Genomic DNA, 15,038 nt, shown 5'->3' on the forward strand with positions numbered 1-15,038 from the left:
CATCCCGCTTGCCGTGCCACCCGGTGGCCGTACCGCCGCGCGCCCGGCCCCAATGCTGTCGCGCTCGGCCGTTCTGCACTCTGGACCGGCCTTCCTACCCTGACGGCATGCTGTGGATATCGATAGGGGCAATCGTCGCCGTGGCGTTGATCGGTGTCGTCGCGGTGCGCGGACGGCAGCGGACGGGGACCGGGTCGTCGCGGGACGAGGGGGCGCGGGCGCTGCAGGCGATGTCCCGCGACGCTCGTCGGCGGCGGGGTTACCGCGTACGCGGCTCCGGCTCGCATTTCGGCCAGACGCCGATCAAGAAGTACGGCGACGAGCGCCACGGTGACCCGGACAGCGGGTGGGGCGACAGTGGAGGCGGCTGGGGCGGCGGGGGCGACAGTGGAGGCGGCGGCAGCAGTTCGTCGTGACGGCACCCGCTGCCGTGCTTCCGACTCGCCACCCGTACCCCGGTTTCCGACTCGCCACCCGTACCCCGGTTTGCGACCGCACCAGATCCGACGCGCGGACTCCGGGTAGCTCGGGTGGCCCGAACCGGCCACCCGAGCTACCACCACATCAGACCGCCCACCCGACCTGCCACCGTGCCGAGCCGGACGGTCGACCCGCGCTACTGGTCGTGGCGGCGGGACAGGACACACTCCATCGAGGCGTGGCGGAAGAAGTCCCGGGCACCCTGCGGGGTGGCCATGTCCCGGGGAACGGCAAGGTGCTCCTGCAACTCGCGTTCGAACTCGCGTACCGCCTCCTGCTTGCTCATGTGCGCGGCGACCAGGCCGAGCGGACCCTCGACCTCGATCACCCGTACGGCCATCTCCCGGCCGACGAAGGCCATCGTGCCGAGCAGTCGCCCGACCAGCCGCCCGTCGTCGCCGAAGATCTCGAACTGTGGTCGCCCACTGATCCGGAACAGCTCCTTGACCTTCTCCTCGCTCCCCGGCTTGAGCGGGTAGTAGAGCGCATGCCAGTTCGAACTCATCCGTTCTTCCTTCCTCGGTCGGCGCGGCGGCATCCCGGTCAGACCTCCGCCGTCACCGTCTCCATCTCCTCGTCGGCCCAGTCCCCGGCGCCGTCCCGCTCGACCGTGCGGTTTCGCGCCGAGGTCTGCTCGTGGACGACGAACCGCATCGACCGGGCCTCGGTCATGCACTCGCGCATCGGCTTGACCAGTTCCCGGTGGTCGCTGCCGCGCTCCCAGTCCTCGAAGTGGGCCAACGACAGCCACTCACTGGTGATCAACCACTGCTCCGGGTCGGTGGTCGAGCGGCACACCTGGTCCACCAGGTGTCCCGGCACCCCCTCGGCGACCTGGTAGCGGATCCGCTCGTACGCCCGGAGGAACTCGTCGGTCCGCTCCGCCGGTATCCGGATGAGGAACACCACCCGTCCCTTGCCCGATACGCCCATCGCCGTCCTCTCCTGGCTCACTGGTCATCGCCGGCACGTTGGCCCGGCGGCTGGTAGGCACGGATCAACACGGAACTGTTGAAGCCGTCGAAGCCCCGCGCGCCGACCAGCGCGGTACGCACCGGCTGGGTGCGGGTCTGCCGGACGAAGTCCAGCTCGCAGCCGGGCGCCGGGCTGTCCAGGCCCGCGGTCGGCGGCAGCACCTGATGGCGCAGGGCGAGCAGCGCGTTCGCCGCGTCCAGCGCCGAACCACCCTGGTGGGCCCGTCCGACCAGCGGTTTCTGGGTGGTCACCGGCGGAGAGTCAGGCCCGAAGACGGTACGCAGCGCGCCCGCCTCGGCCCGGTCGTAGCGCGGTACACCCAGCGCGTCGGGGAACACGACGTCCACCTCTTCGGGTGGGCAGTCGGCCCGTTCCAGCGCCAGCCGCAGGGACCGGGCGTACTGGGTACCGTCGGCGGCGCCGACCCGTACGGTGTGCTGCCCGTCGTGGGTCGCGGCCCAGCCGGCGATCTCGCCGTAGATCGTGGTGACCCCGCGGGCCAGCGCGTGTTCGAGTTCCTCGACCACGAAGACCGCTCCCCCCTCGGCCGGCACGTAACCGGAGGCGGCGACGTCGAAGGGCCGGTACGCGCGCTGGGGGTCGTCGCTGTCGCTGAGCAGTCCGTTGCGGATCTGGCAAGCCAGCGCGTACGGGCTCAGCGGGCACTCGGTGCCGCCGGCGATCACCACCGGGGTACCCCGACGGATGATCCGGGCGGCGTGGGCGAGGCTGTCCAGCCCACCGGCTGCCTCGGCGACCAGCACCCCGCACGGCCCCTTGAACTGGTGGTGGATGGAGACCTGGCCGACGCTGGCGGCGTAGAACCAGGCGATCGACTGGTACGCCCCGACGGTGCGCGACGGCTGCCCCCAGAGCCGTTGCAGTTCCCGCTGCCCGAACAGGTTGCCGCCGGAGGAACTGGCGAGCGTGACCGCGTAGCCGTACGGGTCGGTGGCCACCTCCGGCAGGCCGGCGTCGACGAGGGCGAGCCGGGTGGCGGCGAAACCGAGGTGCGTCCAGCGGTCGGTCTGCACCAGCCGCCGGTTGTCGGCGAAGGTGGCGGCGTCGAAGTCGGCGACCTCACCGGCCAGGGTGGTGGGATAGCGGTCCGGGTCGAACAGGGTGATCCGACCGATCCGGTTCTCCCCGGCCAGCACGCTCTTCCAGTGCGCGTCGGTGCCGATGCCGCTCGGTGCGACCACACCGATGCCGGTGATCACCGCCCGGGGCGTCACCGGTCCAGCTCCCGCAACCGTTTGAACACCATCGCCGACTGGAAGCCGCCGAAGCCGCTGCCCACCGACAGGGCCACGTCGACCGGCAGGTCGCGGGCGGTGTTGGGGATGTAGTCGAGGTCGCACTCGGGATCGCGGTTGGCCCAGTTCGCGGTCGGGGGCACCACGCCGTACTCGATGGCCAGCGCGCAGGCGGCCATCTCGATCGAGCCGATCGCGCCGAGCGAATGCCCGACCATCGACTTGATCGAGCTGATCGGCACCTGGTACGCGGCCGGGCCGAGCGAGCGCTTGAACGCGGCCGTCTCGTGCCGGTCGTTCTGCCGGGTCGCCGACCCGTGCGCGCTGATGTACGAGATCTCGTCCGGGTTCACCCGGGCCTGGTCCAGCGCCGAGCCGATCGCCAGCGCCATCTCGGCGCCGTCGGGGCGCAGACCGGTCATGTGAAAGCCGTTGCTGCGGTTGGCGTACCCGACGACCTCGCAGTAGACGTGTGCGCCCCGGCGCCGGGCGTGTTCCAGCTCCTCCAGGATCAGCACCGCGGCTCCCTCGGCGAGCACGAAGCCGTGCCGGTCCCGGTCGAACGGGCGGGAGGCGTGTGCCGGGTCGTCGTTGTCCGGGGTGGTCGCCTTGATCGCGTCGAAGCAGGCGACCGTCACCGGCGAGATCGGAGTGTCCGACGCGCCGGTCACCACGATGTCCGCCTCGCCGTCGGCGATGAGCTGGTACGCGTACCCGATGGAGTCGATGCCGGAGGTGCAGCCGGTGGAGATCACCTGCGCGGGTCCGTGCAGCCCGTGCCGTACCGCCACGTCCGCGGCCAGGCTGCTCGGCACCAGCGCCTGGTAGAGGTACGGTCCGCTGCACTCGTGGTCGACCAACCACTCCGCGCCGGAGTTGCTGGCCACCACGTACTCGTCTTCGAGCGCCATGGTCCCGCCGACGGCCGAGCCGAGCACCACTCCGGTACGCAGCCGGGTCGCGTCGCTCAGGTCGAGTCCACTGTCGGCCATCGCCTCGATCGAGCCGGCCAGCGCGAACTGGACGTACCGGTCGGCGCGGCGGCGTTCCCTCGGGGTGAGTCCGGCCGCGACCGGGTCGAAGTCGCACTCTGCCGCGATCTGGGAGCGGAACGGCGACGGGTCGAAGAAGCTGATCCGGCGGGTGGCCGTGTGCCCGTCGGTGATGGTGGCCCAGAACTGCTTACGGGTCGGCCCACCGGGCGCGACCACCCCGATGCCGGTCACCACGGTGCGGCGCGCTGTCATGACGCGAACTCCGGCCGGGTCGGTGGGGTGTCGGCGTGTTCGGTGTCGACGTGCCCCAGTTCGGGGCGGGGCGCGAGCGGGCCGAGTTGGAAGACCACCTCGGCCGGTTCGTCGCCGGTGTTGCGCAGCCGGTGGCGGGTGTCGACCGGGATGAAGAGCGCCTCGCCGGCGGCGACCGGTACGGGTCGGTCGTCGAGGTCGACGGTGATCGCACCACGGGCGACGTAGAGGAACTCCTCGCTGTACGGGTGGTAGTGCTCGGCGATCCGCTCCCCGGGTGCCAGGGTCGCCACCCCCATGAAGCCCGAGGTGGCACCGACGGTCTTCGGGCCGAGCAGCACCCGCAGTTCTCCGCCGCGTCGCTGGTCCGGTGGCACGTCCCGGGCGGCCACCAGGTACGGCTTGCGCTCACTCATCGTCGCCCCCGGCGCGTACGTCGACGGCCCGCTCCCGCGCGGCCGCTTCGATCTGGTCACGGATGATGTTCATCTGGATCCTGCTGTTGCTGTTGATCCGCTCGGTCATCTGCGCGTTGTCGACCGGGGCGGTGGGCTTCATCGCGAAGTCCTGCACCCAGGTCATCCGGGTGCCGGCGGACACCTCGTCGTAGCGCCAGTAGATCCGCATGTACGCGAACGGCCCGGTCTCGACGCGGCGCGCGTGCACCTCGTACGCGGTCGGGTCCATCGTGCGTTCGCTGACCCAGCTCCAGGCGGTGCCGTTCTCGTCCGGGAACATGGTCAGCCGGAACAGCACCCGGTTTCCCCGCTGCTCCAGCACCTCCGCCAACTGGTATTCGGTGAACAGGGTGGGCCAGGTGGTGACGTCGTTGGTCAGGTCCCAGACCAACTGGCGGGGCGCGGCGATCACGATGCTGTTCTCCGTGTGCCCCGGCGGATCCGTACCGACGGAGCTGACCGGTTCGATAGTGGTCACCACCGCGGCGCCGGCCGCGGTCTGCGTGGTCGTCGCGGCGTCGAGGGTCGCCGCGGGATCGGCGTCCGGCGGTTCGTCGGCGGCACCGGTCGACTGCACGGGCACGCTGGCCGGGTCGACCTGGCGGTCCACCAGTTCGGCGATCTCGGCGATGGACAGGTGCTTCACCTCCTCCGGGATCTGCACCTGGTACCGGTCGGCGACGACGGCCTGGAGTTCGAGCAGGGCGAGGGAGTCCATGCCGAGTTCCTCCAGTGACGCGGTGGGTGCCGCGGCGGCCGAGTCGGCGTTGAGTCCGCAGTTGCGGACGAGGATCGAGGTGATGTCCTCGGCTGTGGCCAGCCGCTTGTCCGCCCTCTGCACGGTCATCTGGGTCTCCTTGAACTCGACGAACAGGACTGGTCAGGTGGTCGAAACACGGTCGGATGGTTGAAACACGGTCAGGTGGTCGAAACACGGACAGGTGGTCGAAACACGGTCAGGTGGTCGAAACACGGTGTCGAACGGGATCGAGCCGGCCCTACGGCCGGCTCGGTCAGGTGTGTACCGCCGACGTGCCGGGAGCGCCGCCGTCACGCAGCAGGCGGTCGACGAGGTCGGTGGAGTAGCTGCCCTTGCGGAACCGGGCGTCGTCGAGGACCCGCCGGATGAATGGGATGGTGGTGTGCACTCCCGCTCCGGTGATGTCGAACTCGTCCAGTGCCCGTTCCATCCGGTCCAGGGCCAGGGCCCGTTCCGGCGCCCAGACGATGACCTTGGCGAGCAGCGAGTCGTAGTGCGGTCCGACCACGTACCCGGGCAGGCCGTGGGTGTCGACCCGGGTGAACGGGCCACCGGGCGGCTGGAACCGGTCCAGCCGGCCGGGCGTGGGCAGGAAGTCCCGGTCCGGGTCTTCCACGTTGACCCGGCACTCGATCGCCACCCCGCGCAACTGGACCTCGTCCTGGCTGATCCGCAGCGGTACGCCGCTGGCGACGTAGAGCTGTTCGTGGACCAGGTCGACGCCGCTGATCATCTCGGTGACCGGGTGTTCCACCTGGATCCGGCAGTTGATCTCCATGAAGTGGAACCGTTCCGCCTCGTCCACCAGGAACTCGACCGTGCCGGCGCCGCTGTAGCCGACACTCAGCGCACCGCGCAGCGCAGCCGCGGCGATCGCCTCCAGGGTCGCGGCCGAGAGCGCGGGCGCGGGGCCCTCCTCCACCAGCTTCTGGTGGCGGCGCTGCACCGAACAGTCGCGGGTGCCCAGGTGCACCCCACCGCCGTGCCCGTCGCAGAGCACCTGCACCTCGACGTGGCGGGCCTGGGGCAGGTACCGCTCCACGTAGACCCGGTCGTCGGAGAAGACGGCGCGGGCCACGGTACGGGTGTGCGCGTACGCGCGGGCGAAGTCGGCGGGTGACCAGACCACGGTCATGCCCCGACCACCACCACCGGCGGCCACCTTGATGATCACCGGGTAGCCGATCTCGTCCGCGACCGCCCGGGCCTCCCCCACCGTGGCCAGCGTCTCGACGCTGCCCGGCAACAGCGGCAACCCCGCCTCGCGCATCAGCGCCCGGGCCCGGGACTTGTCGCCGAGCGCGGCCATCACCTCGGGGCGCGGGCCGACGAAGGTCAACCCGTTGTCGGCGCAGATCTCCGCGAAGTCGGGGTCCTCGGAAAGGAAGCCGTAGCCGGGGTGGACGGCTTCGGCGCCGGTCTGTCGGGCCGCCTCGACGATGGCGGCGGCGTTGAGGTAACTGTGCCGGCTGGCCGCCGGTCCGATGCAGACACTCTCGTCGGCGTACCGGACGACGGCCGAGTCACGGTCGGCGGTCGAGTGGACCGCGACCGTACGGATGCCCAGTTCACGACAGGCCCGGGCAACACGCAGGGCAATCTCGCCCCGGTTGGCGATCAGCAGCTTTTCGAACATCGGACACCGTCCTCGGCGTCAGGCAGATACCAGGGCGATCAGCGGTTGGTTGAACTCCACCGGCTCGCCGTTGCCAACGAGCACTTCGGCGACCTTGCCGGCGTGCTCGGCCGTAATGTGGTTCATCAGTTTCATCGCCTCGACGATGCCGATCACCTGTCCGGGCTCGACCAGGTCACCGACCTCGACGAAGGGTGCCGCTCCCGGCTCGGCGGCCCGGTAGAACGTGCCGACCATCGGTGCGACCACCCAGTCGGGGGACTCACGGTCGGCGGCGGCACCGGCGACCACCGACCCGCCCGCGACGGCGGACACGGCGAGCATGCCGGTGCCGGCAGCAGCCCCGTTCGGTGCCGGAGCACCGTGCCACTCGATTTCGAGTACGGCGCTGCCGCTGCGCATCCTGATCCGGCGCAGCGGCCCGTCCACCTCGGCCACCAGCCGGCTCGCCTGCTCACGCAACTGCGCCAACAGGTGCTCGTCGTCGGTCGTGTCGCCCGTCATCGCGTACCCGCCGGTGGCAGGACCCGGCGGTTGCCGGCACCGAACCCGCGGAAGCGCAGCCGGCGCTGGCGTACCAGGGTCTCCGCCGGTAGCCGCAGCAGTGGGGTGAGTGTCTCGACGATGGCCCGGCGCAGCAGGTCGGCGGCGGCCGCGGGATCGCTGTGCGCCCCGTGCGGCGGCTCCGGTACGACACCGTCGACGACACCCAGCCGGAGCAGGTCCGGCGCGGTGACCCGGAGCGCCCGCGCGGCGCGCGGGGTGGCCGTCGGGTCGTTCCAGAGGATGGCCGCGCACCCCTCCGGACTGATCACCGAGTAGACCGCGTGCTGCAGCATCAGTACCCGGTCGGCGACGCCCAGGGCGAGCGCACCGCCGCTGCCGCCCTCGCCGGTGACCACCGCGACGACCGGGACCGGCAGACCGGTCATGGCCAGGATGCTGTCCGCGATCGCGGCCGCCTGGCCCTGCTCCTCGGCCTCGACGCCCGGGTACGCGCCGGGCGTGTCGATCAGTGTCACGATCGGCAGCCCGAGCCGGACCGCCAACCGCATCACCCGCTGCGCCTTGCGGTAGCCGGCCGGGGTGGGCATGCCGAAGTTGCGTGCCAGCAGGTCCTTGGTGTGGTGTCCCTTCTGGTGCCCGACCACGACCAGGTGCTGGTCGCCGAGGCGGGCGAGGCCGGCGACGATCGCCGGGCAGTCGGCGCCGAGCCGATCACCGTGCAGTTCGGTGAAGCCGTCGAACGCGGTGGCCAGGTAGTCCAGGGTGGTCGGCCGGTCCAGGTGGCGTGCGGCCTGCACCGCCCGCCAGCCGTCCGGCTCGGCGAGCCGGTCCGGGTCCCGGATCAGCACCGACGATCCCGCGGCGTCACCGGGTGTCAGTCCGGAGCCGGCCGGCCCCACCCAACTGGGCGAACCGCCGACCGACCCTGCCCCGCCGGTGCCGTCGGCTCTGCGTACGGCGGCGGACCGGGCGGCGTGTGCGGTGGCGAGCAGCGGCCGGAGCCGGGCGCGCAGGCCCCACCGTTCCACCACCATGTCGGCCTGACCGTGCCGGAGTAGGAACTCCGCGGTCTGGAAGCCGCCCGGCAGCGGCTGGCGGATGGTCTGGTGGATCACCCGGGGGCCGGCGAAGCCCATCCGGGCGCCGCTCTCCACCACCACCAGGTCGGTGTTGGTGGCGAACGAGGCGGCCACGCCGCCGAAGGTCGGGTCGGTGATCAGGCTGATGGTGAGCAGTCCCGCCTCGCGCAGCGCGGCGATGGCCTGGCTGACCGTGGCCAGCTGCATCAGCGACAGCACGCCCTCCTGCATCCGGGCGCCGCCGGAGGCGGTGACCAGCAGCAGCGGCAGGCCGCGGTCGAGTGCCCGCTCGGCGGTCCGGGTGATGAGTTCGCCGACGACCGCGCCGAGGCTGCCGCCGAGGAACCGGAAGTCCATCACCGCGAGGACGAGTTGGTGCCCGTCGATCCGGGCCTCGCCGCAAACGACGGCCTCGGTGAGGTCGGTGTCCGCGCGGGCGGCGGCCAGCCGCTGCGGGTACGGCACCGTGTCGACGAATTCGATCGGGTCCACCGCGGCGACGTCGTCGGGCAGCGCGGTGAAGCTGCCCGGGTCGACCAGTTGCCGGATCCGCTCGGGCGCGGCAAGCCGCTGGTGGTCGCCGCACTCGGGGCAGACGTCGAGGTTGCGACGCAACCGTTTGCGGTAGAGCAGTGAGGAGCACGACCGGCAGCGGGTCCAGAACTGGTCCGCGACGGCGTCGGTGGTGGTTGCGGTCATCGTCCGCTCCCGGTCACCGGGACCGACGCGTTCCACTGGTAGAAGCATCCTGCGACCGCGTCGCGGGGCGAGCGCCAGGTCGACAGGTACGGTGAGATGTGCGGCCGCAGTCGCTCGCTCACCCGGACGAACTCGGGGTGCTGGCTGGCCGCCATCAGCCCGGCCGCGACCGGTTCCTCGGTCTCCAACAGGTGCACGTAGAGATCGTCGAGGCGGTAGAGGGATCGGTGTCGTACGCCGACGATGCCCGGCAGTTCGGTCTCGTCGGACTCGCCGAAGATCCGTGCCACCTCCGACTCGGCGCCGGGCATGATTTTGGCGACGATCAGCGATCGATGCATCTGTGACCTCCCAACGGTCGTGCCCCGTGCCCGCTCGGTTCGAGGGTCGGGACGTGATGTGCGCGGAGTGCGATCGGGCCAGCGGGAGGTTTCCGGTCGCCGCCGCTGCGGAAGCGACGGCGCGTCCACAGAAACGCTGGTCACGATGCTCCGGTGACCGTCAACGTGATGTCACGGAGGTGGACCGCCCGGTGACCGGATCCGGTGACGTTGCGGTGACGCCGCGGTGGCGTGATCGGCGGAGGGTGGATCGGGTACGGCGGTCGTACCGGGGCCAACGATTCGGGGCCTGGCCCAACGAGTCGCCGGCACACCACGGCGCGCGGGAGTCAAAAGATCGCCGCTACGATTGACCGAGCATATGGGCAATTGCTACTCTTCGTCACACTTTCGGGGGCATGGGACAGTTCAACGACAGAGCCGTTGCACCACGGTCATGCCCAGCCAGCCCGGGGGCACCATTCCCGGCCAGCGCGGTTCGGGACAAGGTTCCGGTGCAGGGGGTTCGACCATGACCTCTGACAGCAGCATGGCGCCCACCGTGCTCCGCCAACCGGTCCCCGGCCAGCGCTCCGAGGCCGAGACCGTCCAACTCTTCCTGCTCGACGGCTTCCGCCTGCTGCACGGCGGCGCCCCCGCGGTCGTACCACGGGGGCTGCAACGGGTGGTCGCGCTGATCGGGCTGCGGCCGGGCGCCACGCGTACGCACCTGGCCGGGTTGCTGTGGCCGGACACTCCGGAGGAACGGGCGCTGTCCCGGCTGCGTACGGCACTGTGGCGGCTGCGCCGCAACGGCAGTTGCCCGGTGCTCACCTCCGGCGGCACGGTACGCCTCGACGCCCGGGTAGAGGTGGACGTGGACGACCTGGTCCGCGCCGCCGCCCGGGTACGCGAGGGCGGTGACCCGCGCTGGGCCGAGGGAGTCGTGATCGCCGGCCGGCACGACCTGCTGCCCGGCTGGTACGACGACTGGGTGCTGGTGGAGCGGGAGCGGCTACGGCAGTTGCGGCTGCACACGTTGGAGCAGATCGCCCGCGCGTACCTGCGCGCCGGTCAGCACGGCGAGGCGTTGCAGGCGGCACTGGAGGCGATGCGGGCCGAACCGCTGCGGGAGACACCGCACCGGCTGGTGGTGCAGGTGCACCTGGCCGAGGGCAACGCGTACGAGGCGCTGCACGCGTTCTACGCGTACCGGCAGTTGATCCTGAGTGAACTCCAGTTGGAGCCGTCGGTGGCGATGCGGGCCCTGCTCGACGACATTCTCGCCCCGCTGGGCGGGCCGACACCGGGCCGCTACCCGTACGCCGCCCACGACCCGCTCCCACCGTCGGCCCCCCGCCAGCCGCGCCCCGGCTCCGGTTAGCAAGGGGCCCCTCCTGTGAAGCGACAGGAAGGGCCCCTCGCTGACCGGTCAGGCGGAGGGGGACGAAGCGGGGGTGCGCCGGGTGAGGACGACGCCGGTCGCGGCGGCCGCCGCCAGCATGGTCACCCCGGCCGCGGTCAGCACCGGGTCGGCACCGTCCTTGCCACCGTCGCCGGTGTGCGCCCCGCCCTTGGGCGCCTGCCCCACGAAGAACGGGAGCATCATCTCGTTGTCCTCGTGCTCCAGGATGTGGCAGTGCCAGACGTACCGGCCGGGCAGGTCGAACTTCGCCTTCACCCGGGTGAGGTGGCCGGGCAACGTGACGACGGTGTCCTTGAAGCCGGACTCCGACGGGTCCGGTGGCGTCTGACCGTCGGGCCCCCGACCGAGCACCTGGAACTGGACCTGGTGGATGTGCACCGGGTGCGCGTGCGGGGTGAAGTTCCGGAACTCCCAGATCTCGGTGGCGCCCAGGCTCGGGTTGTCCCGGATCGGGTCGTGCCAGCGCAGCGGCTGCCGCGCGCCGGCCGCGTCCACCCCGCCGGCAAGGTGCGCTACCGTGCCAGCGGCCGGCACCACGGTCGAGTTCTGCACGTTGAGCGAGAACTGCCGGGTGCCCGACTCCTTGCCCAGCGGGGTGAGCGCGGGCAGTTCCAGTTGCTCCGGCGGAAGGCTGCCGTCGGGTGCGACGAGCGAACCGACCAGGAACTTCATCACCTGTCCGGTGGTCGCGGGATTGGCGACCGCGTAGTCGGTGCCGGGCGTACCGCCGCTGAACTCGTGGTCCGGCCCCTCGTTGACCAGGTACAGCGCGGTGCCCTCGGCGATGCCGGTGAAGTCGACGACCACGTCCACCCGCTCGGCGTTGCCGATCACCAGTTGCTCGTGCCGGACCGGCTTGGGCAGGAAGCCGCCGTCGGAGCCGATCTGCCAGATCGGTACGGCGGTGGGGGCCGGTCGGGCGGTCGCGTCCCCGGCGATCTTCAGCACGAGGAACCGCGAGTTGCAGGCGTTGAGCACGCGGAACCGGTAGCGGCGGGGCTCGACCTTGAGCACCGGCCAGGTGTTGCCGTTGACCACGATGGTCTCGGCGAAGAACGTCTGGTTGAACATCGGCGAGACGTCGCTGTCGGGGATGTACGGCCCGTCGAACCCGTCGATCGCCGCCTCGCTCGGGTACGACAGCGAGCCGTCTTCGTTGAACGTACGGTCCTGGATGACCAGCGGAATCTCGTAGTACCGCGAGCCCGGCGGGTCGTTGAGCGCGGGTGCCGGTCCGGGCAGCACGCCCGGCGCCACGTCCGCGGGGCCGCCGCGCAGCAGGTAGAACCCGACAGGTCCGGCGTAGATGTTCAGCCGGGTCATGCCGAGGGTGTGGTCGTGGTACCAGAGCGTCGTGGCGCGCTGGTCGTTCGGGTACTGGAAGGTGGCCGAGCCGGCCTTCCAGGCCGCCTTGTGCTGGCGGCTGAAGGTCTCGTGGAACTCGTCGTAGAACTTGCCGACCGGGGCGTACCCGTCGGGGATGTTCTTGGCGGCGGGCAGGTACCACGCCTCGGGGTAGCCGTCGTTCTCCGGCGTGGTGTGCGCGCCGTGCAGGTGGGTGATCATCGGGACCGGGCCCTTGTACGCCTCGGGCGCCGAGGTGAAGGTGGGGCGGTGGTCCCGGTGTTCGATGCCGCCACCAGGGTTGGCCCAGTGCAGGGTGGGGTCGACGGTCAGCAGGTGCGGCAGGAAGTTGCCCTTGTCGTCGACCAGTTCGTTCGCCCAGGTGATCCGGACCGGGCGGCCGACCTTGGCCTCGACGGTGTACGCCGGCCAAGAGAAGGTGTTGCCGTGGCCGGGTGAGCCGTAGCTCCAGACCGTCGTCTTCGGGTAACTGGGCGGCAGCACCTGCTGCTGGAACTGGCGTACGGCGATCCGGTACTCGTCGAGGGCGTGCTGTCCGCTCTGGGCCAGCGGTGGCATCACGGGTGGGATCACCAGGTCGGTGACGTACTTCGGGATGGTCGCCGGGTTCAGCGCGAGCGCCGACCGAACGCTCGCGTACGCGCTCGCCGGGCGGCTCGCTGCCGGGATCATCAGTGCGGCACCACCTGCGGCACCGGCCGCGAGAAGTTGCCTTCGTCCAACCATGAGCCTTTCCACCTTCCGCCACTTCTTCGACACCATTTGGTTGGCAACAGCCCGTCCAAGGTCAATGTCCGACTTGGGCGAATCTTCCGGTTGAAGGTAACCGAGGAAGACTCGCGGTCAGCCACCTATCGGTGGATTCACCCCGAAGGCTTGAAGATGCGGAAAACCCGACCGATCAAGGCGCAAAAGGGCTCCGCCAAACAACCCTGGGTCGTCGTCGGAGCCCCAAACCCGGCACCGAACCCGGTTGACCTCAGCCGTCCTGCGGGTTAGGTTACTCTCGATCTGAGAAACACTCAGTTAGAGAATGATAGGCCGGAGGCAGGGCATGACCACCGAGCAGGAATTCCTCGACAGCTACGATCCGCGCGCGTTTCCGGCGCTGGCCGTCACCGTCGACGTGGTCACCCTGACCATCCGCGACGGTGGCCTGCACGTACTGCTGGTCACCCGTGGGGCGCCGCCGTTCGCCGGGCACCGCGCCCTGCCCGGCGGATTCGTCCGCGACGAGCCGCTCGAGGCTGCGGCGGTCCGCGAACTCGCCGAGGAGACCGGGCTGCATCCCGGCGAGGGCGCCCTCGCCCGGCTGCACCTGGAGCAGCTCGCCAGCTACGGCGACCCCGACCGGGACCCGAGAATGCGGATCGTGTCGGTCGCCTACCTGGCGTTCGCGCCCAGCCTGCCCGACCCGCAGGCCGGCTCCGACGCCGCCGCCGCGGCCTGGGTCCCGGTCGGTTCGGCCGGCGCACTCGCCTTCGACCACACCGCGATCCTCGCCGCCGGGCTGGAACGGGCACGCTCCAAACTGGAATACACCCCGCTGGCCACCGCCTTCCTCGGCGAACGGTTCACGATCGGCGAACTGCGCGCGGTCTACACCTCGGTCTGGGGCGAGGAACTGCACGCCGGGAACTTCCACCGCAAGGTGCTGTCCGTGCCCGGCTTCGTGGAGAGCACCGGTGAAACCACCAGCCGGGGTGGCGAGCGCGGCGGACCCAGGGCCCGCCTCTACCGGGCCGGCGACGCCAAACTGCTCCACCCGGCCCTGCTCCGGCCGTCCCGTGAGGACGGTGTGCGATGACGTTCGCCGAGGCCGTCGCACTCGTCGACGCCGCCCGTACGCCGGGCGAGCTGTTCCGTGGTGAGGACGCCGCGGCGACGTACCGGAAACTCGCCCGGCTGCTGCACCCGGACGCCGTGCCGGCCTGGCGGCGGGCGACCGCGACGGTCGTCTTCGCCCGGCTGTCCAGCCTCTGGGCCACCCATCAGGGCCGGGGGGACGCCACGCTCACCACCCGCAGACATCGCTACTCGCTCGGCGAACGGTTCGCCACCGGCGACCTGGCGAACCTCTACCGGGTTCGCTACGACGGCAAGGAAGCCCTGCTCAAACTGCCCCGCCAACCGGCCGCCAACGACCTGCTCGAACGGGAGGCCACCGCGCTCGCCACACTGCGCCGCGACGGCGACCCGCAGCATCGTGCCTACGCGCCGGAGCTGGTGGAGAGCTTTCGGCACGAGGACCCGACCACCGGCGTACGCCGCACCGCTAACGTGCTGTCCTACTCCCCCGGCCTGGTCCCGCTCACCGAGGTGGCACGTGCCTACCCGGACGGGCTCGACCCGCGCGACGTCGCCTGGATCTGGCGGCGCCTGCTGGTCGCCCTCGGCTGGGCACACCGGGCCGGCGTGGTGCACGGCGCCGTGCTGCCCGAACACGTGCTGATCGAACCGGACCAGCACGGGGTGGTCCTGGTCGACTGGTGCTACTCGGTGACCACCGAAGGCGGTTCGGTGCCGGCGCTGGTCGCCCGCCACCGCGACTGGTACCCGCCCGAGGTCACCAACCGGGCACCGGCCACCCCGGCCACCGACATCCACCTGGCCACCGGCTGCATGCGCTGGCTGATGGGGAGCCGGGCGAACAACGCCCTGTTCCGCTTCACCCGCGGCTGCACCCAACCCAACCCGCGCAGACGCCCCCAGGACGCCTGGCGGCTGCTGGGCGAACTCGACGAACTGCTCGAAAAGCTCTACGGCCCGCGCCGGTTCCGGCGCCTGCTCCTACCGACGACAACCGCGTAAGACACCGAGAGAAGGAGAA

At 71.0% G+C, this 15,038-nt stretch carries 14 protein-coding genes and 1 pseudogene; 4 read left to right on the forward strand and 11 right to left on the reverse strand.

The genetic code is table 11. The annotated features are described in order from the left end of the window. Positions 1 to 107 precede the first annotated feature (107 nt). On the forward strand, positions 108 to 416 hold the full coding sequence (locus tag AB0J90_RS00915; protein ID WP_363590794.1) for a hypothetical protein: 309 nt from the start codon (positions 108 to 110) through the stop codon (positions 414 to 416). A 200-nt stretch (positions 417 to 616) separates the two neighbouring features. Here the strand turns inward: AB0J90_RS00915 and AB0J90_RS00920 are convergent, their stop codons facing one another. From AB0J90_RS00920 to AB0J90_RS00965, 10 genes and pseudogenes are all read right to left on the reverse strand, one after another. Further along, a complete protein-coding gene (locus AB0J90_RS00920) occupies positions 617 to 985 on the reverse strand; it encodes a SchA/CurD-like domain-containing protein (protein WP_363590795.1) in 369 nt (122 codons plus the stop codon). Between the two features lie 122 nt (positions 986 to 1,107). Then, positions 1,108 to 1,413, reverse strand: a pseudogene (locus tag AB0J90_RS00925) (antibiotic biosynthesis monooxygenase family protein); the annotation flags it as partial. 17 nt (positions 1,414 to 1,430) lie between these two features. Then, complete coding sequence (locus AB0J90_RS00930; RefSeq protein ID WP_363590796.1) at positions 1,431 to 2,690, reverse strand: beta-ketoacyl synthase N-terminal-like domain-containing protein; 1,260 nt, start codon at positions 2,688 to 2,690, stop codon at positions 1,431 to 1,433. After that, complete coding sequence (locus tag AB0J90_RS00935; protein ID WP_363590797.1) at positions 2,687 to 3,958, reverse strand: beta-ketoacyl-[acyl-carrier-protein] synthase family protein; 1,272 nt, start codon at positions 3,956 to 3,958, stop codon at positions 2,687 to 2,689. The genes AB0J90_RS00930 and AB0J90_RS00935 overlap by 4 nt, the downstream gene beginning before the upstream one ends. Then, positions 3,955 to 4,374 (reverse strand): cupin domain-containing protein, encoded by a 420-nt coding sequence (locus AB0J90_RS00940; protein ID WP_363590798.1) that lies wholly within the window; start codon positions 4,372 to 4,374, stop codon positions 3,955 to 3,957. The genes AB0J90_RS00935 and AB0J90_RS00940 overlap by 4 nt, the downstream gene beginning before the upstream one ends. Continuing rightward, on the reverse strand, positions 4,367 to 5,263 hold the full coding sequence (locus tag AB0J90_RS00945) for an SRPBCC family protein (RefSeq protein WP_363590799.1): 897 nt from the start codon (positions 5,261 to 5,263) through the stop codon (positions 4,367 to 4,369). Before AB0J90_RS00945 ends, AB0J90_RS00940 begins: the two co-directional genes overlap by 8 nt. Positions 5,264 to 5,429: 166 nt before the next feature. Continuing rightward, positions 5,430 to 6,812 (reverse strand): acetyl-CoA carboxylase biotin carboxylase subunit, encoded by a 1,383-nt coding sequence (locus AB0J90_RS00950; protein WP_363590800.1) that lies wholly within the window; start codon positions 6,810 to 6,812, stop codon positions 5,430 to 5,432. A gap of 18 nt (positions 6,813 to 6,830) precedes the next feature. Next, on the reverse strand, positions 6,831 to 7,316 hold the full coding sequence (gene accB / locus AB0J90_RS00955; protein ID WP_363590801.1) for an acetyl-CoA carboxylase biotin carboxyl carrier protein: 486 nt from the start codon (positions 7,314 to 7,316) through the stop codon (positions 6,831 to 6,833). After that, positions 7,313 to 9,097, reverse strand: a complete 1,785-nt coding sequence (locus AB0J90_RS00960) for an acetyl-CoA carboxylase carboxyltransferase subunit alpha (RefSeq protein ID WP_363590802.1) — start codon at positions 9,095 to 9,097, stop codon at positions 7,313 to 7,315. The genes accB and AB0J90_RS00960 overlap by 4 nt, the downstream gene beginning before the upstream one ends. Beyond that, the gene (locus AB0J90_RS00965; protein WP_363590803.1) at positions 9,094 to 9,438 is read right to left on the reverse strand and encodes a TcmI family type II polyketide cyclase; all 345 of its coding nucleotides are present in this window, start codon (positions 9,436 to 9,438) and stop codon (positions 9,094 to 9,096) included. Before AB0J90_RS00965 ends, AB0J90_RS00960 begins: the two co-directional genes overlap by 4 nt. Positions 9,439 to 9,967: 529 nt before the next feature. Here AB0J90_RS00965 and AB0J90_RS00970 point away from each other — a divergent pair. Next, a complete protein-coding gene (locus tag AB0J90_RS00970) occupies positions 9,968 to 10,801 on the forward strand; it encodes a bacterial transcriptional activator domain-containing protein (RefSeq protein WP_363591379.1) in 834 nt (277 codons plus the stop codon). Positions 10,802 to 10,849: 48 nt separating this feature from the next. Here the strand turns inward: AB0J90_RS00970 and AB0J90_RS00975 are convergent, their stop codons facing one another. Further along, complete coding sequence (locus AB0J90_RS00975; RefSeq protein ID WP_363590804.1) at positions 10,850 to 12,934, reverse strand: multicopper oxidase domain-containing protein; 2,085 nt, start codon at positions 12,932 to 12,934, stop codon at positions 10,850 to 10,852. Between the two features lie 328 nt (positions 12,935 to 13,262). Here AB0J90_RS00975 and AB0J90_RS00980 point away from each other — a divergent pair, with 328 nt between their 5' ends. Both AB0J90_RS00980 and AB0J90_RS00985 read left to right on the forward strand, forming a co-directional pair. After that, positions 13,263 to 14,015 carry an NUDIX domain-containing protein gene (locus AB0J90_RS00980; RefSeq protein WP_363590805.1) on the forward strand — a complete coding sequence of 251 codons (753 nt, stop codon included), beginning with the start codon at positions 13,263 to 13,265 and terminating at the stop codon, positions 14,013 to 14,015. Continuing rightward, positions 14,012 to 15,019, forward strand: a complete 1,008-nt coding sequence (locus tag AB0J90_RS00985) for a molecular chaperone DnaJ (protein WP_363590806.1) — start codon at positions 14,012 to 14,014, stop codon at positions 15,017 to 15,019. The genes AB0J90_RS00980 and AB0J90_RS00985 overlap by 4 nt, the downstream gene beginning before the upstream one ends. Positions 15,020 to 15,038 lie beyond the last annotated feature (19 nt).

The sequence above is a fragment of the Micromonospora sp. NPDC049523 genome, from assembly GCF_040676775.1.
Classification (GTDB): domain Bacteria; phylum Actinomycetota; class Actinomycetes; order Mycobacteriales; family Micromonosporaceae; genus Micromonospora_G.

Coding starts and splice junctions, on each gene's coding strand:
- AB0J90_RS00915 (WP_363590794.1), top strand. CDS start 108: ATGCTGTGGATATCGATAGGGGCAATCGTCGCCGTGGCGTTGATCGGT.
- AB0J90_RS00920 (WP_363590795.1), bottom strand. CDS start 985: ATGAGTTCGAACTGGCATGCGCTCTACTACCCGCTCAAGCCGGGGAGC.
- AB0J90_RS00935 (WP_363590797.1), bottom strand. CDS start 3,958: ATGACAGCGCGCCGCACCGTGGTGACCGGCATCGGGGTGGTCGCGCCC.
- AB0J90_RS00940 (WP_363590798.1), bottom strand. CDS start 4,374: ATGAGTGAGCGCAAGCCGTACCTGGTGGCCGCCCGGGACGTGCCACCG.
- AB0J90_RS00945 (WP_363590799.1), bottom strand. CDS start 5,263: ATGACCGTGCAGAGGGCGGACAAGCGGCTGGCCACAGCCGAGGACATC.
- AB0J90_RS00950 (WP_363590800.1), bottom strand. CDS start 6,812: ATGTTCGAAAAGCTGCTGATCGCCAACCGGGGCGAGATTGCCCTGCGT.
- accB (WP_363590801.1), bottom strand. CDS start 7,316: ATGACGGGCGACACGACCGACGACGAGCACCTGTTGGCGCAGTTGCGT.
- AB0J90_RS00960 (WP_363590802.1), bottom strand. CDS start 9,097: ATGACCGCAACCACCACCGACGCCGTCGCGGACCAGTTCTGGACCCGC.
- AB0J90_RS00965 (WP_363590803.1), bottom strand. CDS start 9,438: ATGCATCGATCGCTGATCGTCGCCAAAATCATGCCCGGCGCCGAGTCG.
- AB0J90_RS00970 (WP_363591379.1), top strand. CDS start 9,968: ATGGCGCCCACCGTGCTCCGCCAACCGGTCCCCGGCCAGCGCTCCGAG.
- AB0J90_RS00975 (WP_363590804.1), bottom strand. CDS start 12,934: ATGGTTGGACGAAGGCAACTTCTCGCGGCCGGTGCCGCAGGTGGTGCC.
- AB0J90_RS00980 (WP_363590805.1), top strand. CDS start 13,263: ATGACCACCGAGCAGGAATTCCTCGACAGCTACGATCCGCGCGCGTTT.
- AB0J90_RS00985 (WP_363590806.1), top strand. CDS start 14,012: ATGACGTTCGCCGAGGCCGTCGCACTCGTCGACGCCGCCCGTACGCCG.